This window comes from Bacteroides sp. 519 (assembly GCF_010500955.1).
GTDB lineage: Bacteria > Bacteroidota > Bacteroidia > Bacteroidales > Bacteroidaceae > Bacteroides.
The window spans coordinates 57,023-77,216 of sequence record NZ_QVMJ01000008.1 but is presented as its reverse complement, the minus strand read 5'-3'; the positions used below and the strand labels follow the sequence as shown (position 1 = coordinate 77,216).

At 37.4% G+C, this 20,194-nt stretch carries 22 protein-coding genes; 2 read left to right on the top strand and 20 right to left on the bottom strand.

What is annotated here, in order from left to right; genetic code table 11:
• The gene (locus D0T85_RS09890; RefSeq protein WP_163212792.1) at positions 1-1,656 is read left to right on the top strand and encodes an SWIM zinc finger family protein; all 1,656 of its coding nucleotides are present in this window, start codon (positions 1-3) and stop codon (positions 1,654-1,656) included.
• A 113-nt stretch (positions 1,657-1,769) separates the two neighbouring features.
• Here D0T85_RS09890 and D0T85_RS09885 read toward each other — a convergent pair whose 3' ends face one another.
• A complete protein-coding gene (locus tag D0T85_RS09885) occupies positions 1,770-3,083 on the bottom strand; it encodes an alpha-L-fucosidase (RefSeq protein WP_163212789.1) in 1,314 nt (437 codons plus the stop codon).
• 168 nt (positions 3,084-3,251) lie between these two features.
• Here D0T85_RS09885 and bamE point away from each other — a divergent pair, with 168 nt between their 5' ends.
• Entirely contained in the window at positions 3,252-3,530 is a 279-nt protein-coding gene (bamE, locus tag D0T85_RS09880; RefSeq protein ID WP_255495694.1) for an outer membrane protein assembly factor BamE, read from the top strand.
• A gap of 65 nt (positions 3,531-3,595) precedes the next feature.
• Here bamE and D0T85_RS09875 read toward each other — a convergent pair whose 3' ends face one another.
• The 19 genes from D0T85_RS09875 to D0T85_RS09790 all read right to left on the bottom strand — a co-directional run bounded on the left by D0T85_RS09875 (position 3,596) and on the right by D0T85_RS09790 (position 20,103).
• On the bottom strand, positions 3,596-3,778 hold the full coding sequence (locus D0T85_RS09875; protein ID WP_163212785.1) for a hypothetical protein: 183 nt from the start codon (positions 3,776-3,778) through the stop codon (positions 3,596-3,598).
• A gap of 177 nt (positions 3,779-3,955) precedes the next feature.
• The gene (locus D0T85_RS09870) at positions 3,956-5,515 is read right to left on the bottom strand and encodes a sodium:solute symporter family protein (RefSeq protein ID WP_163212783.1); all 1,560 of its coding nucleotides are present in this window, start codon (positions 5,513-5,515) and stop codon (positions 3,956-3,958) included.
• Positions 5,512-5,637, bottom strand: a complete 126-nt coding sequence (locus D0T85_RS22760; protein WP_239060692.1) for a symporter small accessory protein — start codon at positions 5,635-5,637, stop codon at positions 5,512-5,514. The genes D0T85_RS09870 and D0T85_RS22760 overlap by 4 nt, the downstream gene beginning before the upstream one ends.
• A 177-nt stretch (positions 5,638-5,814) precedes the next feature.
• A complete protein-coding gene (locus D0T85_RS09865) occupies positions 5,815-6,123 on the bottom strand; it encodes a type II toxin-antitoxin system RelE/ParE family toxin (RefSeq protein WP_163212781.1) in 309 nt (102 codons plus the stop codon).
• On the bottom strand, positions 6,117-6,362 hold the full coding sequence (locus tag D0T85_RS09860) for a hypothetical protein (protein WP_163212779.1): 246 nt from the start codon (positions 6,360-6,362) through the stop codon (positions 6,117-6,119). The genes D0T85_RS09865 and D0T85_RS09860 overlap by 7 nt, the downstream gene beginning before the upstream one ends.
• 63 nt (positions 6,363-6,425) lie before the next feature.
• Positions 6,426-7,340: an AAA family ATPase gene (locus tag D0T85_RS09855; RefSeq protein WP_163212777.1), complete on the bottom strand. Its 915-nt coding sequence runs from the start codon at positions 7,338-7,340 to the stop codon at positions 6,426-6,428.
• Positions 7,341-7,359: 19 nt separating this feature from the next.
• Positions 7,360-8,001, bottom strand: a complete 642-nt coding sequence (locus tag D0T85_RS09850; RefSeq protein WP_163212775.1) for a hypothetical protein — start codon at positions 7,999-8,001, stop codon at positions 7,360-7,362.
• Positions 8,002-8,005: 4 nt separating this feature from the next.
• Positions 8,006-9,190 carry a hypothetical protein gene (locus D0T85_RS09845; RefSeq protein ID WP_163212773.1) on the bottom strand — a complete coding sequence of 395 codons (1,185 nt, stop codon included), beginning with the start codon at positions 9,188-9,190 and terminating at the stop codon, positions 8,006-8,008.
• 25 nt (positions 9,191-9,215) lie between these two features.
• Positions 9,216-10,508, bottom strand: coding sequence for a hypothetical protein (locus D0T85_RS09840; RefSeq protein ID WP_163212771.1), 1,293 nt, complete (start codon positions 10,506-10,508; stop codon positions 9,216-9,218).
• A 17-nt stretch (positions 10,509-10,525) separates the two neighbouring features.
• On the bottom strand, positions 10,526-11,044 hold the full coding sequence (locus tag D0T85_RS09835; RefSeq protein WP_163212769.1) for a GNAT family N-acetyltransferase: 519 nt from the start codon (positions 11,042-11,044) through the stop codon (positions 10,526-10,528).
• 43 nt (positions 11,045-11,087) lie between these two features.
• The gene (locus D0T85_RS09830; protein WP_163212767.1) at positions 11,088-11,771 is read right to left on the bottom strand and encodes a DUF3990 domain-containing protein; all 684 of its coding nucleotides are present in this window, start codon (positions 11,769-11,771) and stop codon (positions 11,088-11,090) included.
• Entirely contained in the window at positions 11,768-12,028 is a 261-nt protein-coding gene (locus tag D0T85_RS09825; RefSeq protein ID WP_163212765.1) for a DUF3791 domain-containing protein, read from the bottom strand. Before D0T85_RS09825 ends, D0T85_RS09830 begins: the two co-directional genes overlap by 4 nt.
• Positions 12,029-12,094: 66 nt before the next feature.
• Positions 12,095-13,156, bottom strand: coding sequence for a DNA polymerase beta superfamily protein (locus D0T85_RS09820; RefSeq protein ID WP_163212763.1), 1,062 nt, complete (start codon positions 13,154-13,156; stop codon positions 12,095-12,097).
• A complete protein-coding gene (locus D0T85_RS09815) occupies positions 13,153-13,902 on the bottom strand; it encodes a nucleotidyltransferase domain-containing protein (protein ID WP_163212761.1) in 750 nt (249 codons plus the stop codon). Before D0T85_RS09815 ends, D0T85_RS09820 begins: the two co-directional genes overlap by 4 nt.
• Positions 13,903-13,975: 73 nt before the next feature.
• A complete protein-coding gene (metH, locus tag D0T85_RS09810) occupies positions 13,976-16,717 on the bottom strand; it encodes a methionine synthase (RefSeq protein ID WP_163212758.1) in 2,742 nt (913 codons plus the stop codon).
• 112 nt (positions 16,718-16,829) lie between these two features.
• Entirely contained in the window at positions 16,830-17,285 is a 456-nt protein-coding gene (smpB, locus tag D0T85_RS09805; protein WP_163212756.1) for an SsrA-binding protein, read from the bottom strand.
• A 55-nt stretch (positions 17,286-17,340) separates the two neighbouring features.
• Positions 17,341-17,916 carry a Yip1 family protein gene (locus tag D0T85_RS09800; RefSeq protein ID WP_203558448.1) on the bottom strand — a complete coding sequence of 192 codons (576 nt, stop codon included), beginning with the start codon at positions 17,914-17,916 and terminating at the stop codon, positions 17,341-17,343.
• Between the two features lie 7 nt (positions 17,917-17,923).
• A complete protein-coding gene (locus D0T85_RS09795) occupies positions 17,924-18,658 on the bottom strand; it encodes a hypothetical protein (protein ID WP_163212754.1) in 735 nt (244 codons plus the stop codon).
• 146 nt (positions 18,659-18,804) lie between these two features.
• A complete protein-coding gene (locus D0T85_RS09790; RefSeq protein ID WP_163212752.1) occupies positions 18,805-20,103 on the bottom strand; it encodes an ATP-binding protein in 1,299 nt (432 codons plus the stop codon).
• Between the last annotated feature and the right edge of the window lie 91 nt (positions 20,104-20,194).

Genomic DNA, 20,194 nt, shown 5'->3' with positions numbered 1-20,194 from the left:
ATGATATTCGATTATAAATATAGTAGCAGCACATCAGTAAACAACAGTGCCACAGGTACTGCCATGAATTTTGTGCCCGATGCACTCCGTGAACCGACTTTCTTTGTAGGCAAGCTGAATAAAAAGATATCTTTCCGCGAAGCTATTTCGGCTTTGCACGATGTGGTAGTGTCTGATTTACGCTATACACCTAAAGATAAAACCGAATACAAAGCATGGGCTGCCGAGCAAGAGAAACTATGGCTTAGTGAATACATGGCCAATTTCCAGATAGATGAAGTAAGAGTTCGAATAGAACAATTGCGAGAAGAGCTCAACACTATTTATAAGGAAAAGAGCCGTGTAATGGGTCCCTTTAACCATGCCAAGAAAGCGTATTTCAATTATTTATATGAAAACGATAGGGATGCCTGGTTTGTACTCGATCCTGTTATTACTGTTCATCCGGATGAAGTGTTCTTCGAATGTTTCAGTCAGGACGAGTCTTCGTATGGCAAATTAAGTTGCAACTATAATGTTTTCAAGGAAATAAACGAATTCCAGTGTGGAACTACCAATATTGATTACTCGGCAGAGTTGTATGGTGAGTTCCAAAAGATACGCGATTACAAAGATACTTCCTTTGTTATCGACCCCAGCGGATTCGAAGCTACTACAACCAACGAAGAGACTTACAAGGAAGTTAAAATAGACTTGCCTGATTCGTGGGTACGTGGTTTTCTACAAGTTAGTACAGCTATGACACTGCCGGCAACTACCTTTGATCTTCATCCGATGGATATTTTCAGTATCTGCCAGTTCTTGCGTCGTTTCAAAGAAAAAGAAGGTCCGCGGGCCATACGGTTTATCCTTGAACCCGATAAACCTATCCGTATTGTATTTGAACCATGGTATAAGGAAATTACCTGTCATCGTTCAATTTACACAGGTAGCGATAGCCGCACAATCCGTATATGGGGACGTCGTCGAATAATGATTCTGGAACGTCTTATTCCTATCACTAAGAATTTTAAAGTTGTTCTGCTGGGCTCAGGATTGCCTTCTTTCTTTCTGGCTGATATGGGCGATATGACATTCACCTTGGGGCTTTCGGGATGGACCTCCAACGACTGGAGCCGGGCAGGGAATTTCGATTTAATGGCTCCCCGCGGAAATGTTGATTTCAATACTAAACAGTTGGTATTTAACTCGCTTAAGGAAAAGTGGTTCGAATCTGCCGATAGCCTGGCTAAACGATTAAATCTGGATAGTGCAACAGTGTCTTCTGCTCTTACTGCCTACACACAAGCCGGACGAGTGGTTTACGATCTTAAGGATGGTGTTTACCGTGTTCGTGAGTTAACACAGGAGCCATTGGATTTCGATCAGCTACGTTTTGGCAGTGAACAGGAACGAAAAGCAAATGAACTGATTGAACAAGATAAGGTTAAAATAACTCCGGAAGTTAAAAAAGAGACTTTACACATTAAAGGAAAAGTAAAGGATAAGAATAATACTTTCCACACGCTTGCAGTTATCGATAAAGACGAACGTTTAATTGATGGTGAGTGCGAGTGTTCTTTCTATGGAAATAACAAACTCAGGAAAGGCCCTTGTGAGCATATTCTGGCTACACGGATTGTTTGTAGTGGGATGAAGAGTAAGTTAATGCAATAAATTTAGTCTCTAAACCCTCCCCCTAACCCCCTCCAGAGGGGGATACCATGCGGTAACACTGTACATCCAGCATGTCCCCCTCTGGAGGGGGTTAGGGGGAGGGCCTTTTAGAACTAGTTCTTCACAACCACTTCAAGAATTGAATCTAATTCATCCAGTTCCCCAGTAAAATTAAAAGTAGTCTTACCAGTCTTTTTATCTGTTTTCCACTTAACTGTATTACCAGCCAAGTCTTTATTCAACCATTTAGCAGATTTAATACCTTTCAATTCTAATTCCAGAGAAGTTGTTTGAGAATTCAATACATGAATATAATATGTATTACCTTTTCTTGTTACCGCTCCCCACTCCTGCGGCTTATCAGGCCCCATTTGAGTTCCATAAATAGTTTCCCCATATTTATCCAACCACTCTCCCATTCCAAGAAGACGATCAACACACTCCGGTTGAATTTTTCCATTAGGCATTGGGCCTACATTCAATAACAAGTTTGCACCTGTTCCAGCTGTACGAATCAACAAATGAATAAGCTCCTTAGTTGGTTTGAAGTTATCATCAGTTATTCTGAATCCCCATGCACCATTAATTGTTTGGCAAGTTTCCAGTGGAAGTCTTGATATTGCCTGTCCGCTATGACCAGCTTGATTCTCACCTGGAACATCACGTTCAAAGATCTGGTAATCTTCTCCTGAGAAAGGAGGCAGGTGGTGATTGTTGGCAACAAGACATTCAGGTTGAAGGGTATGTATTAAATCATATATTTCCGGGTAACGCCAATCTACATGAGTGGTAGGGTCGGTACGGTTTTTATCTTCTGTCTGATCCCAATGACCATCAAACCAGATTCCGGCTATAGGGCCATAATTGGTTAACAATTCAGTGAGCTGAGCTTTCATAAAGTCTATATAAGCATTCATATTGCTTGGCTCTGTACGTCCTGTTCCCTTACCTGTACGACCAGTTTCATACTGGTAGTCTGTACGCATCCAGTCGATAAGCGAATAATAAAGAACAAGTTTGATTCCTGCGTTATGGCATTCGTCGGCTAATTGCCGGATAAGATCCTTACCATAAGGGGTATTCATGATATTCCAATCCGATTGTTTTGTATCCCAGTTACTGAATCCGTCGTGATGACGCGAAGTAAACGTGATATACTTCATCCCTGCTTTTTTGGCAATACTCACCCATTCCTTTGCATCAAAAGCCTGTGGATTGAAGAAATCCTGCAAACGCAGATAGTCGTTCCACTTGATAGGTTTGTTTTGCATAATCCATTCGCCATCAGCCAGAACGCTGTAGGGACCAAAGTGAACAAATAATCCAAACCGGGCATCTTCAAACCACTTTGTATCCGGCGATGTTTGTGAATAAGACAAGTTATTGCACAACATAATAACCAATAATAAGGTTAGCACTTTCTTCATAATACGTTAGAATTTAAGTTTATACTTATATATATGCACAAAAATAAAGCTTTTTTTTATTAATGTATAGGGAAATCCCTATTTACATATAGTAATATTATCAGATGCAGGAGTTTTTCCTTGATTACCTTTGCTACTGTTAAACATGAATAACCATAAATTACTGTTATGAGAAAGGTAGCCATCTTATTATTACTCATTATTACAATTGTTTTTTGCAGTTGCGGTACACTGAACTATACTACAAAAAATAAAATAATGGATCTTAAAACGGGTATGACTAAAACAGAGATTATTGATCTTTTTGGAAAACCCAATTATAGAAGTATGATAGGTGATAATGCTGAAATGTGGGAATATCGGGAACCTGTATATAAAGGACATGATGTAGTAAAACTACAATTCGAAGATGATAAAGTGGTATATTTTGAATCTTACTTTCTATAAGATGTAGCTGTACCTCAAACAACGAACACAAAAACTGATTAATATATCTCCTCTACTTAAAACAACTAAGGCAAGCCTCTATCGCTTGCCTTTATCTTTTTACGGTCGTAAACCTTCTTTGATTTAAATACTTTCTGATGATTTATGGGGCGGCCATACATTTCGATCTCCGCTTCCCGGCTTCCTTTTCTTGCTGCCTTCACATAATCTTCCAAAGACAGCTGCGTTTGTTTCTTTTTCTTTTTCATTTTTTGTTCGTCACTTTAGTGCAATAAAAAAGGCTACTTATCCCAAGCAGCCAATCTTTGTTAACCTTAAATCTAATACTATGAAAAACACAGTGCAAATATAAGGGTGATTAGTATATTGTGCAAATTTTGTAACCTTATACAGCGTTTTATAACATTCGTTTGTAGTTCATTGGCCTATCCTTTTGCTTTCTTATTATTCGTTAACAATGAAACAATAATAATTGTGATTATTGATAATGGCAATGCAAAAACAATAGGATCAATCATCGGAAATGGATATGCTTCGATTAATACATCTTTACCAAACAGTGCTTTACAAACACCTAACGCTGCCGATTCTTTTTCATGAAGAAAGATTAAACAGAATATACTGGCCAATGTGCCCACCCACATACTAGCTAATGCTCCTTTGCGATTTGCCTTTTTCCAATAAAGTGCACAGAAATAAGAAGGCAAGAAAGCAGAAGCACAAACACCCATAAACATAGCTGTTCCGCGGGCAATAATATCGTTGGGCAACATATAACAAATAATGTAACTCACCAAAATAGCAAACAAAATACCTATGCGAATAACATTGGTTAGTTTTCCACGCGACCGGGGTTTATAGGTTCCGTAAATATCCGATCCAACAGAAGCTCCCATAGTATGAAACTGTGAGCTTAATGTAGACATGCTTGCCGATAATATACACAACATAAATATGGCCGAAAACCACTCCGGCATTGATTTATTTATGAAATAAGGTATAATTTTATCTATATCTTTAACAACCTCGGTAGCCACAGCACCTTCGTTTTTCAGAAAAAACAAATTGCTTAACGGTCCTACGTGGTATATGGCTCCTACTGTTACCATAATAAATAAACAGCCCACTAATACTCCCCGGTTTAATTGTTTGCTACTTTTTACTGTCATAAAACGCACAACCAATTGCGGTTGGGCCAAACACCCTAATCCTACTCCCAGAATAAGCGAAGTTACCAATGTAAACCATTGCGAAGAACCTGTTACAGGCATGCGTGTCCATCCCTGGTGCCCTAGCTCCTTAAACCGATCGGGTACCAGATGTGCAATATCGGTTAATGCTTTATTGGCCTCTGTTACACCCATTCCTAATGTTTTATATACCCCTATCAACAAGAATAGCATACAACAGAACATAATAACAGCCTGCATAGCATCAGTGTACATAACTCCTTTCATTCCACCAGCTATTACATAAGCAGCCACAACCAGAGTAAATATAAGTAAAGCTATATTAAAATCAATCTGAAAAATCTGTTCTATGAATACTGCGCCCCCTTTCATAACAACAGCGGCATACAAGGGCATTCCTATAAATATTACTGCGGCAACAAACACCTGAATGTTTCGCGAGCGATAATAGCGTCCCAACAACTGAGGAAAAGTACTAACATTAAGTTTTACTCCCAACCGGCGGGTGCGCAAACCGAAAAAGATGAATGCAATAACTACACCCACAAACATGTTAAGGAAGCATAGCCACTGAATACCCATTCCAAATGCAGCCGAAACTCCTCCAAAGCCAACAATAGCCGATGCCGAAATAAAAGCAGCACCATAGGATAAGGCCATAACAATAGGATTCATTTCTCGTCCACCTACCAGATAATCACTGGATGAGGTTGTTTTACGATATCCCAGAAAACCCAAAAACGCAATTAATAAAAGGTAGGCAACTACGATTAGCCCAAGTAGAAATGTACTCATTTTGTCTCGTCTTTATTATTATCCTTGTTCCAATACTTAATACCATACCACGCAGCAAAAATTACACATATCATAGATAGTAGATAGGGTAAATAAATTAATGGGTCTTCAATTCCAAACATTTTGCACTTCTTTATGATTAAATTTCGCACAAAAGTAAAGAATAAAACGATTAAAAGAAACAAAAGAATAAAAATATCGGGGAAATTCTTAATATTTGGAATAAAGGAGAGAAGTATTACAGAGTTCACAATGTTCTCATTTGGTAATGTCTGAATGAAATTTGTGAACTCTGTATATCAATCTATTAGATATTGACGTAAATATTCAGGGTTTCTTCGTGTATCCCATACAAAATCAACACGAATGTAATCAGATAAAACACTGTAATATAACTTACATTTGTTTTTAATAATATATCTATATGGGGTTTTAATCTCATCAATAACCTCAAAAGCACCCATTTCAGGAAATATCAATAAATAATTTGTTTCATCTTTAATCTGATTTATTATTTCCAATGCTTTCTTTTTACCTGTTTGGGGTAAATAAAACAGATACACATCCTTTAAAGATCTACGAGCTAATGGGGTCCATTTTATCACCATGCTTCAATATCTTTATTCAGTTCATCTGTACTGATACATAAGCCTTGTTCATCTTCTTTTGTAGCTTTTGCTACTAAATCCTTAAATAATCCGGAAGATAAAGAAGGAAGGTCATTCCTTTCCTTTCGTAAATCCTGAAAACAGGCATTTAGTTTTCTAAATGTGTCTTCATCGTTTATATCAGTAAGTATTTCACGAACCAATAACGCTTTCCGACTTTCTAATTCTAATACAGTCATTTCATTATTCTTTTAAAAATAAATTATTGCAGACATATCTAAAACAAAAATAAGAAGTTTTTTTCAAAACTCCCCGTAATTCACCTGAAAACAAGTTAACTTTAACTCCTTGCGCCACATATCAACTACCTGATTACGATCGTCAAGGATAAAGTCGATATAATACTTTCCATTTATTTCTGCAGCAAAGATTTCTCTTTTGATGATCGAATCTTTTCTATAATCCTTCGAAGGACGCATCCACAGCTGGTGATAAGTTATGGCATGTTTTTCAAGGAAACGAACCGTAGGTTCACGGAAACGATCTTCACGACCCGACACCAAAAGTATCTGGTATCCCTGACTGGCAAATGTTTTCAACACATTTGCTACAGGCTCATTCAGTTCATCCTTATCGGCATGTGTAGCATCAAACGGGTTACGGTTATCCATCAACGCCAGTGTACCATCAAGATCGCAGATGATTGCTTTAGGCAAAGATTTATCTTGTTCCAGCAACGAGGTTTTTTCTTCCGTTTTCGGACGGGTAGAGAAGTCGAAAGTCTTTTTCAACTCCTTCAAGTCACTTAAAAAATGCCGTTGTACATTGACTGAAATACGTTTTCCGGTTTCCTGTTGTCGTTTCTCGCACCTTTCTGCAATAACTTTGGCATCCGCCTCAAAAATCTTAAAAGAGATATCGGCCAGGTGATTAAACTTATTGATATAATGCTCCAGATAATCAGCCCGACAGTGCGTAGCGTCTATTATCACATTACTTTTCTTTTTTAGTAATGCATGGATAGAGGCATCAATCATATCGGTTATCAAACATTCTTCGTGTACAGAAAGATTGGAATAGGTAAAATGCATTGTACGGAAATCATCCCGACTAAGGCGTATCCAATTCTCTTCAGTGCGGATAAAGTATTTTGCAAAAGTAGATTTACCCGATCCGGGAGCACCTACCAATATTAATAGTTGTGGATTCTTTTTCATTTTATCTAAACATATACAATTAGGGATACAAGCCCCAAACTAAAATATCACTTGGTTTATCAATATCTAAAAAGTCTTTAGCCAATTTATCAATACGATCCGCAAATATTTTTGTCTTTTCCATGGTTTCTTTTAGAGCATCCTTTAAATCATTAATATCAATTATCAATCTTGTTTCTGATGGTGGTGGAACAAATTTTTCATAACCATCAGACAGTAATTCCATAATTATTTTATCATCTTCTATTTTTATAGTAGGTTGCGGATGGCCCTGCCAAAACCATTCATATTGCCCCTTTGTCAGTTCTTGCCAGTGCTGTATATCGCTTAAACTGCCACAGCATTGTGGAAAAAGCATATCCTTTCCGTCTATCTTTAATACACACCCTCCATCGAAAGAACAGATTTCATCTATTTGAGAACCCTCTGTTCTATTTTTTACCTCCCATAATAGGTTTGCATCAGAAATTGCACTTAATTCATAAAAGTTAGATCCTATAGAATAGGATTGCATTGATTCATAACCACTGGCTATCAAACATGCTGTGTGTGCTTTTTCATAGTCCTCAGCATATTCCCAATATGGTCCATTCTCGGGAGATATAAAAAAACTGCTATCTCCCCATATTTCTATTACAGGAACTAATTCTATCTTTTTCATTTTCTTACAACCGTTTGTCTAAAGTAGATTCTACATTCTCGCCCATGATACGGTCCAGCACCAGATTCTTAAAGAAATAGTTCTCTTTATCTATGTCTTGATACTTCACCTTAAGCAATTCCCAGTTCAGCATCCAGTCGTTTATGGAACATTCTAGTTTCCGGCTGACATTTCTTTTTTGCAGATAACCATTGTAATGGTTCTGATAATCAACGCCGTAAATCATAGTAAGATACTGATTGTTCCTTATCTTGAATGCAGGAGGCAAACCTTTTATAAAAGCCTGACGGGGTTTTACCAATATTCCTTCTTCCAGATTCTTTTCCAAAGTCGCAAACCAAGCATATATCTTATCTATAGAGCCGGCTAATTCTTCATCGTTCCTGATAGAAAGATGCATAAACTCATCACTGTTTACTTCTGCATAACTCAGATTATCGTTTACAAACTCTTCTGTACCATCATCAAATATCTTTTTGAGGATGTTAAATGGTTTAAAGTAAATATCACCCTGACGGCCAAAGTGGTTTATCTGCTCTTCATAAATATTCAAACTCTTTTTATAAGCCTCCAAATCAAGTAAATTGAACTGGGTTAACGAATCGTATTGACGAAGGATATGGTGTGGATACTTTATTCGTAATTCTTTATGCGAAAGATTTTCTTTGTCGGCCATATACTCTTTGTAAGCAGCAGATGCTTTTACCTTGGCCATTTTATCATATAACCCGGATTGCAACAGAAAATCCGAATGATTACGGTGCACATTGAGATAAGCTACAAATTCGTTCTCAATCAAGCCTTTTCCTAACACGCTCCACGGCATCATTTCCGATTGTATGATTGCAATGTTCAAGTTTGTCCAGTCCATTCTGCCATGCAACTCCCGACATGCTTCTCTTGCAGCTTCCATGTCTATGAAATCTATCATATACCCATTACGGCTTACAAAATATGTATCTTTCAGGTTTTTATGTAGATAGATATCGCAGTACGAACCCATATATTTCTTCTGAACCACTATCTCTGTTACCTCATTTTTATAAAAGAAGCGAACTGCTTTATCTATACTTTCAATTTCATTACGTTCCAATGATTTTGGCGCAGGAGATATGGTAGGCGAAAAAGCATTTACCTTGTTCGCACAAAAACGGTCTATTCTATTTTTTAATTTCTTCAGATCTTCCATCTTTTCTAAAGCTTACAACTTTCAACTAACTAATTATACATCCTTGTGTAGGCTGAATTCCATTCAAGCTATCGCCCAGTTGAAAATATTCTATATTCAAAGACATGTTTGCTGTACATGTTTCTATCAATTCCTTAAACTCCTGACGAGTAGGTTCAAAATGATGATCCTCATGCCGCATATCACTATCCATTGTATAGTGTTGGTTGAATTCTGCATTCGGGGTGGTTATTATCAGTTTGTTGAAGTTGTACGACAATGCTTTACCAATCAACTTCGGAACTTCGGCCAATGGGTTGTGTTCAATCACTTCGGTCATAATGATATTTACCTTCTCGGAAGATGTAAACTCATCTACCGAACTATAAAAGTGTAAATTGTCTTCATCGTACCTGCGACCAACTGATTCCGACAGTTTAACGAACCGGGCATCCTGATCTACTGCATGGTAAGGTGCAGTAAAACCTTTCTGCATCATCTTTTTATAATACATAAATTCTCCACACCCAATATCAAGAACAGGTATATCGGCCTCCAACTGTTTGGTTATAAACTCCAGCCGCTGGCGGGTAGTTCCCATAAGAACCAGATTGGCTTCCAAACCATTCTTTGCCAGATAGTTCTCGAATACAGGCTTCAGTTCTTCAAATTGTTGCGGTGATTTAACTGCACGCATAATGAAGAGGTAAAATACAAAATAGGGAACATTATCAATGTTGGTCAAGATGCGTCCGTACTTTTGTGCCAAATGTTCGTCTATATAAGTATAAATGCTGTATTCGTTTGTTGCATGGGTAAACAGGGCTACGAGTGCCAACAAGTTGAAAGCTTCGAATATACTCTTGGCTGTAATGGTCAGTTTAAATATACGATTGCTTTGTTGCTCTACCAATATTCCTTCGAAGTATTTGGATAGTAAAAACTTCCCTTTCCGGTACCACGAAGAGTCAATATAAAACGATGGAACTTCTATCGTACAGCTTTCTGTATCGGCTTCGCCCTGTGTTATATGTAACCAAGCTATTTCTTTTACTTCGTATTCTTCTTTGCTTTTCAGCAGATGATTAAACAATTCGTTACAGATATGCAAAATTGCTAGTGGCGAGCAATAGCTTTGATAATCCATTTGGTTGGCATCTTCGGGCATATAACTGTAACGGGTATCTTGAAATACCACTTCGTAGCAATGTTTGCTCACGGCATTGCCAACTACCTGCCCGTTTTTCATGGACTTAAAATAGAGTCCAAAGTCGGTATCCGGATTCTTATAAAGAATATCCAGCAGGTAGTGGTTGTCGCTCTTTATTTTCAGTATCATTATTGATTGTGCTTTAATTATTTCATCTCGATCGCATAGCATTCGCAATCAAGCACTTCGTCGTCGTAACGTCTTTCTGCTAGATACAGTCGGCCCTCATAGCGGAATCCACATTTTTTCAATACATTCTTCGAACCTTCATTATATGAATAGCAGTATGCAGAAATCAAATCAAGGTTTAATTCCTCAAACCCAAAACGCAATAAGGCGGTAACAGCCTCGGTCATATAGCCTTTTCCCCAGTAGTCTTCCCCAATAGCATAGCCAATCATTCTTACTTTTTCGTTTTTTCTTTTGGGGTCGGTAATCAAACCAATGGTACCAAACAATTTGCCTGTTTCTTTCAGCACTATACCAAATACAGACTCCTGATTGAGGAATACTGTTTTCATTACCTCACGTGTTTCTTCAATGCTTTTATGGGCTTCCCATCCTGCATTAATGCCTACATTTTTGTTTTTGGAATACTCGTAAATGTCGTCTGCGTCGCTTTCTATAATCGGACGAAGTAGTAAACGTTCTGTTTCGATGTTCATTTATTCTTGATTTTATAGCTAAAAGCAGCTATAATGTATTTCATTATTTCAACTCCTCTTTCAAGAGTTCGTAAATTTCCTGCCATGTTTTTTTGTGGAATTCAGTAGATTCGTTTGATAGCAAAAGAAAAATTTGAGAAGAGAAGAAAACATCTGTAGCTTTTTCTTCATTAATATTATAATCAAAGATTAAAGCTTCTATTATTTGTTCTCCAATATCTTCGATATTAAACAATATATCAGTATTTGCATCTGTTTTATTCTCAATCATCATTAATGCTCTCTGCGTACAAAAACAAATTTGATGAGTTTCTTCATGATAACGAAGTTCTTTAAGAAAATCTTCTCTTGAAATTTTACCACTTAAAAATTTGTCCAAACGTCGTTGTATCTTATCATCAGCAACAGGTCCCTCTACTATATCATAATCGTGTGCGGGAACGTTATTTTTGGGATTTCTATTTAACACGATAAAATCCAACCATTCATTAGAATAATTTTCAAAACGCAACACTTTATAGTTCCACGAAGAAAATGCGCTTTCGAAAAACTCAAATTCGGTAACTACACCTTGAGTATTATTCTTTTGTCCAATTTTCTTTGCCCATTCTTCTGCTTGTTGGCGAAAACGGGTGACATAAAATCCTTGTCCAAAATCTTTGTATTTTTCACATTTAGACAAGTCAATCTGCGAGATAGCAGTATAGCTTCCATGATAAACATTCATTTCAAATATCCTCCATTTTTGCGACACACATCATATATATCAAGCAATGCCCAGTATTTATTATCTGTATGTAATGCCCACCAGTTCTTTGTTAAAAAATCAAAGCCTCCATAGCGAACTAAATAATGATATGCTTCTGCTATATTTATTTTAAATGCGGCAGCAAATTCAGGTATAATAAAACTGATAAAACTAATTTTATCACTTGTTGCTTTATCCAACTTACGTACGTTTTTCTCAGAATGGATAGTTGTCATAATTTCACATTTAAAAGATTGCTAAAAGCAAATATAAGATATTTTAAGCAGAAAACATACAATTGATTATGCTTTATACAATTCTTCTCTTATCTCCACCAGCACTTTTTCTATCCTTTCCATATCTGGTTTGTCTTGTAGAGTCGAAGTCTCTGCATAATGATTTATATTATCCATCATTTCGTTGGCCATAGTTAACAAATCATCGTATTCCATTTTACCCGATTTTATATTTAACAATTGCTCACGATTGGTTCGTCTTACATTCAATTTTCCGTCACGAAGTATTTCTTCGGCTACTTGCAATAAGCGAATGGTGTGCATCATGTTTTTCGAATCGTAATTCTTACCATGCTGTTGGTTGTTCATATATCTGGCATCGTTCCGTTCTTCCACCCATTCCCAATATTCTTTATATTCTTTGCAATACATGGAATAGGCTTCTATGTTAAAGCTAAGGTAAGCTACTTGCTGATCTCCCTTTTCTATGGATGATAGCGAAACTTCATTTGCAGCCGGATTATGTATTATTCCTTTGTATCCGCGTGTTTTGTCTTCATCATAAAACAAGGCATACATTCCTTTACTATGTGATATGCAACTAAGCCCGCACTGCTCCTGCAAAAAATGACTCTTTGTTAACCACTCTTTTACCGGAACAGATGAATATCCTTCCAGAATATAGCAGAAGTCGAGTACACCCTTTCGTTCCTTATCCATAGGGTTTACTATTTTCTTTTTATAGCCTCTGGCTTTCCGTATCTGAGAATGTGCATATCCGGCAAAGGTGTCTTTACAGAGCTTGGACAAGAACAATTCAACACTTAGTTTATCCATCAGCGGATGTTTGTATAATATACAATCAGCAGGAATTTCCAGTACCTCAAGGAGGTTGGGATTATTTTTGTACAATAACTCCACAAACCGCCCAAGCTCGTAATAAACTTCATCATTGGTTTCATTGTTTATTTGTGGAGTATATTCTAAACCATAAAACTTTTCTTTGGGCAGATAAAATACGCCTTTCAAATCCGTATCCGATTGCGGTGTGTCCAGACCGTAAGCTTTACTCCCACTTATACATTCAAACAGCAAGAGTCCTTTTTCTTTTATTTCCTGTATTGTCATTTTTTGATTGTTTTTCTAAAAAAAGTATCTGCTTCTTTTATATCAAATTGTACTTTTTCTAAGGATTGACTTTTCTGCGTGCAATAATCAAAAGTCTCATCAATCCATAATTTTAGTATACCGGTTATTGGTATGGTACATCGTTCCTCTGAGCTTGCTTTTAAGTCTATCAAGTTGTGTACTATCTGTTTTAAGTTGGCAGGCAGTAATTCTAATAATGGATAGATATTCATTGGAGGAATTGAACCTTTATCAACACACCACAGGGCAGCCAACAGAGGGCGAAGTATATAGAAAAGTTTTTTTATCTTCAATTCATCGCCTTTCAAACTATTCATTGCGCCTTTTGCTATTCCAATATAATGATGGGCATTGGTTCGGGCACAGAAATAATGTTGACACAATGTCCACATATCCTGATGGAATGATGCTGTTGTATTATAAACAACTGGTGATTGCAACCATTCAAATGGTGAAGAATTCGATTTAGTTATCAGTTGAAGTGTTTTTCCAAGCTCCCAACCGCTTATATCCAATTCGTCGTCTATAGGAAAGGTTAACTGGTCGGCTTTCTTTTGAATAGTAAGATAGTCATCAGTCGCACGGATGAATATAAAACGTACATCATAGTCACTATCCGGTGATGGGAATCCCCATGCACGGCTACCTGATTCAGCAGCAAAAAGTATTTTTATATGCTGCTCTCTTTCTATATCTATTAATTTATCCTTTATTCTTTGTTCCATAACTGTATCTTAGTTTGACGGTACAAAGGAAAAGGATGACTACGCAATTTTTATGCGTAGCCTAAAAAATATATTAAAAGAGATTCAATTTATTCTTCTGAGCCTCCTCCAATGATACAACTTCCTGCTTTATTTCGTTTCTGTTCTCACGCAATGTTTTATACGTATTATCCAATTCACGTACAAAATCTTTTTGTAATTCAGGGTTTAATAACTTACCAGCAACCCCGGCATTTTGCGAAGCATCTTTCAGATGTATAACCGGACCACCATAAACCGGTGCTATTTTCAAGGCTGTATGAAGCTGTGAAGTTGTTGCTCCACCAATCAGGAGTGGTATATTTAGTCCTGCCTTTTCTAGTTCTATGGCTACATTTACCATCTCTTCTAAAGACGGGGTGATTAGTCCGCTCAGTCCTATGATATCCACCTTGTTTTCAATAGCTTGCTGAACAATTGTTTCGGCTGGTACCATCACACCGAGGTCTATAATCTCATAACCATTACAGGCCATTACAACCGAAACAATATTCTTTCCTATATCATGTACATCGCCCTTTACGGTTGCCAGCAGAACTTTTCCGGCCGAGGATATACCATCGTGCTTTTCGGCTTCTATAATCGGTTGAAGAAAGGACACAGCCTTTTTCATTGTACGGGCAGTTTTTACTACCTGAGGAAGAAACATTTTACCTGCGCCAAACAGTTCACCTACATAGTTCATACCGGCCATAAGCGGACCTTCGATTATATCTACTGCCTTATTGTATATGGTAAGGGCTTCTTTGAGGTCATCGTCCAGGTAATCACTAACACCTTTCACTAACGCATATTGCAAGCGTTCCTGCAATGTTCCGGTACGCCATGTATCCTGCCTTTTTTCCTGTGTTTTATCTGTCGAAGTATTTTTCAATCCTTCGGCTAGTTCAATCAAACGCTCGGCAGCATCTGGTCGGCGGTTGAGTACTACATCTTCAAGCTTTTCGAGTATATCACTGGGAATGTCGGTGTAGAGAACAGAGGTTGCAGGATTTACAATTCCCATATCCAACCCTTCACGGATGGCATGGTAAAGGAATACTGCATGCATAGCCTCACGAATATAATTATTCCCCCGGAAAGAGAAAGAAAGGTTACTGATTCCGCCACTGATAGATGCCCCCGGAAGATTTTTCTTTATCCAGCCAACAGCATTTATAAAATCTACAGCATAGTTATTATGTTCTTCCATTCCGGTAGCTATGGCCAGAACATTGGGGTCGAATATAATATCGCAAGGATTGAAACCAACTTTATCAACTAACAAATGGTAAGCACGTTCGCACACTTCTACTTTCCGTTCGAATGTATCGGCTTGTCCTTTCTCGTCAAAGGCCATCACAACAACTGCTGCACCATATTGCTTAACAGCGCGAGCATATTGAAGAAACTTTTCTTCTCCTTCTTTCAGAGATATGGAATTGACAATAGATTTGCCTTGAATACATTTTAATCCGGCTACAATAACTTCCCATTTTGATGAGTCGATCATAATGGGCACACGGGCTATTTCCGGTTCCGATGCTATCAGGTTAAGGAATGTGGTCATTTCTTCCTGTGCATCAAGCAACCCGTCGTCCATATTAACATCAATGATCAATGCTCCGTCTTCTACTTGTTTACGGGCGATAGATAAAGCTTCATCGTATTTTTTTTCTTGTATAAGCCGAAGGAACTTTCGCGAACCGGCTACATTGCATCGCTCACCGATATTAACAAAATTCATTTCTGGTTTTACTTCTAACAATTCCAGACCGGAGAGCCACAGCACACCTGGTTTAGCTGCCGGGCTATGAGGTTGTGCACCTGCAATGATGGCAGAATATTCGGCTATATAAGCATCTGTTGTTCCACAACAACCACCGATAATGTTTATCAGACCCTCGTCGATGTATTCTTTTACCTGAACAGCCATTTCCTGCGGTGTCTGATCGTACCCACCCAAACTATTCGGTAGTCCGGCATTGGGATAGGCACTTATATAATAAGGAGCCCGACTTGCCAGTTGTTTTAAAAACGGTTTCAGCTGACTGGCACCAAAGGAACAGTTCAACCCTATTGAAAAAATATCGGCATGTTGAACGGATGCTAGAAAAGCATCCAGTGTTTGTCCGGATAGAGTCCGCCCGCCAGTATCGGATACTGTTATAGAAAGCATTAAGGGAACATTTCTACCCGTTTTGTTCATTGCTTCTTCGGCAGCATATATAGCTGCTTTGGCATTGAGGGTATCAAAGATTGTTTCAATAAGAATAGCATCTACCCCGCCCTCCAACAGTGCTTCTATTTGTTCCAGGTATGCGGATGCAACATCATCATAGGTTACCGAACGATAAGCCGGATTATTCACATCGGGCGACATGGATGTAGTTTTATTGGTTGGCCCTACCGAGCCTACCACAAAGCGTGGTTTATTTGGGGTGAGTAAAGTATATTCGTTGGCTATGGAACGAGCTATCTTTGTTGCTTCCAGATTTATTTCCTTTACCAAGTCTTCTACATGATAGTCGGATAGGGAAATGGAAGTGGCATTAAAGGTATTGGTTTCAATGATATCGGCTCCGGCTTCCAGATACTTTCGATGAATGTCTTTTATTACATCCGGGCGGGTAATATTCAACAAATCATTATTGCCTTTCATTTGTCCGGGGATACTTTGGAAACGTTTGCCACGGAAATCTTCTTCTTTCAGGTTGTATTGTTGAATCATGGTACCCATGGCACCATCGAGTATGAGTATCCTTTGTTTGATTAGTTCTTGAATGCTTTTTTTCATTTCTTTATAAATAGGATATTTGAAACGCAGATTAACGCGGATTAACGCAGATTGAATATTTTCTAATTATAAATCTGCGTTAATCCGCGTTAATCTGCGTTTCAAAATAAAATCAATAATTCTTTCTTATTCTATCCATATCACGCCGATCATCTTTCTCTTTCAATGATTCGCGTTTATCATATTGTTTCTTCCCTTTTGCTAATGCAATAACTACTTTAGCCAAGCCTTTTTCGTTAATAAACATGCGGACTGGAACGATAGTAAATCCGGTTTCTTTGGTACCACGTTCCAATTTCTTTATCTCCTTTTTGTTTAAAAGCAATTTACGATCTCTACGTACGGAATGATTATTGTATGAGCCATAAAAGTATTCAGTAATATGCATGTTCTTTACCCATAGCTCTCCACGCGAAAAGAAACAATACGTATCTACCAAACTGGCTTTACCTAAACGAATGGATTTTATCTCTGTTCCGGTTAGTACAATACCCGCAGTAAAAGTTTCGATAAACTCATAATCGAACGAGGCACGTTTATTTTTTATATTAACAGCAGGCTGTTTCATTTTAGTTACGAGTTACGAGTTACGAGTTACAAGAGTATTGCAACCAATAAACTCATCAATTAAGAAAAAACAATAATTTATCAAATACAAATTGAATAAACAACGGGCAAGTTATCAATAGTAAAGAAGCAACAAGCGTAAATCCCATTCTGGATTCTTCTTTAATTTGCAACAGAATACCTGCTCCTACCCAAACAATATAAACAATATAAAACTGGAATATTAGTCCCCAAAAGCCAATTTCGGGAAATAATCCGGTTACAAAGTTAGTTAAAAAAGAAACAACAAGCGAATATCCGGCAAATTGATAAATTAAAGATAGGTCATTTTCTTGCCTAAAGTACCTAACACCGATTTCATTTATTACATAAGATGCTAAGAAATAGCCTCCAAATAAAGAAACAGCTACAACACAACAACGAGTCATAGCTTCCTGAAAACTTTCCGGACTACCCCAGCCCTGCCTGAATAAAACTCCAGCAAAAACAGCTAAGGCACATAAACCAATCATAGGATAAACAAAAGCTGAAAGTACTTTTTGTTTATCCTCATTTAAATAAATTTCCTCCCAAGCCTTAGCAGGGGAGGAAATTAATTGTATTGCGCGTTTAAATATTTCTTGGTAGTTCAAGGATGTATTATCTTAATTTAATTTTTATTTTTTCGGATTCTATACCAGCATAAGATTTGTTTTCCAATTGAACATATACAGAATCATTAGTAGTTCCAAATGTTTTCAATTCAGGATAATAGTTCTTAATTTCTTGTCCTGGAGCAATGTAAGAAATATAAAAATTCCCCCCAGTAACACCACTATCAGTACTTTTCAATTCTTCTGAATTCATTAATTTCATTTTAATTGTTTCACCTTCTACTCCAGTGACACATAATTTAAAATCTGACAGTGAAAAATCTTTTAAATGGAATGTTGACAAAGCAACATCAAAATAACCATTTCCAAAATAAAAATATTCTGTATAGACAGGCGTTTCCGTTTCAAGAGGTTCATAAGTCATACCATTTACAGCTTGGGAAAAATACATATATCCATAATCTTGAGCAAATGATACATTATATGTAGTTTTATCTTTCGTCCATTCTTCACCCTCTGCTAGATAAACATATATTATAGCTCTTGTAGGAGTAAGAGCTGTTCCATCAGTATATTTTAATTCCATAGCTCCTGGATTAGAAACATTAAATGTATATCCATTATCAGCTTTAACAGATAACCCACCTAAATAACTTTCTGCAATAGTAACAGCAAAAGGCCCATCTGGATAATTTCCTCCATCCGAATCTAAACAAGAAGTTAAGGTTGTTCCCATAAAAACGGTCAACACCGCCATCATCAAAAATCTCATTGCTTTCATAATTTAATTTAAATTTTATGTGTTTTTTGGGTGTGCAAATATATAATAAATACAAAAGGGATGCACACCGTTATCTCCTTTTTTTAATCTATCTTAAGACTAAATGCAAGGAGGGGGAAAATACTGCATACTTTTAAATATTTTTTTTAAGCAAAGAACTTCGAAATACCAAATAGAGGAATGTTCTCCATCCAATCTTGATCCTGATAACCCAACATTGAAATGCGTAGTCCTTTCAATGAATATTGTGGGTGACTCTTGATATATTCGTACATCGATTTAGCTCTGACATTCTCTTCTGCTTTTACTTCGATAGGAATAACCCGTTTGTCCATTTGAATAACAAAATCAATTTCGGCAGGAGTCGATTCGCTACTCCAATAATAAGTAGAGATACCCATAGTAACTAATTGCTGAAGAACAAACTGCTCGGTAAAAGCACCTTTGAACTCTTTGAATACATTGTTACCTACTAACATCTGGCTAGCCGGCGCATCAACCATACAACCCAACAAACCACAATCAAGAAGGAAGAGTTTGAATGCTCCCAAATCTTCATAAAACTTAATGGGCATTTGCAACTCTTTTACACGGCATACCTTATGTATGATACCTGCATCAATGAGCCACTGAATAGCCAGTTCATATTCGGTGGCTCGTGCTCCTTTCTTAAGCACATTATAGATAAATTTTTTGTTTTCTTTAGCCAGTTGAGAAGGAAGAGATTGTAATACTTGACCAATGCGCATACTATCGGTGGCAGAGGTATGTTTTGAGATATCACGTCTATAAGCATCAAGTATTTCATTCTGTTTAACCCTTACCTCCTGCAAATCATAATTATTAATATAGCTATCCACCACTTCGGGCATACCACCTACATAATAATACTGACGCAGTAGGTCAATATATTTGGTTCGGAGTATATTCAAGGGTTCCCAATCTGGCTGATGAAACAGATTGCTCAAAGACGTTTCACCCATGGCCATCAAAAATTCTTCGAAATCAAGCGGATACATGTGAAGAAGATTCACCTTGCCTACAGGAAAAGATTCGCCACGCCCAATAGTGATACCTAATAAAGAACCGGCTGCTATCACATGATATTGGGGTGCGTTCTCTTGGAAGTATTTCAAACTATGCAAACCACGTTTTACCTCTTGCAATTCGTCGAAGATAATCAGCGTTTTTCCAGCTTCAATTTTCGTACTGGTTATGGCTTGTAAAGTCAATAAGATTCTGGGAATATTGTAGTCTGAAGCGAATAATTCTTCTGCCAAAGGTTCTTCATCACAGTTAATGTAAGCCACATTTTCGAACTCAAGTTCTCCAAAATGTTTCATAATCCAGGTTTTTCCTACCTGACGTGCACCTAACAAGATGAGTGGTTTTCTCTGAGGTTCATCTTTCCATATTCTTAGCTTTTTAACTATTTTTCTTTCCATACAGCTGCTGATTATAATTACCGAAGCACAAATATACATTTTTTCGATGATACATTGCAGCATAACCAACACTTTTTCGATGATAAAACAA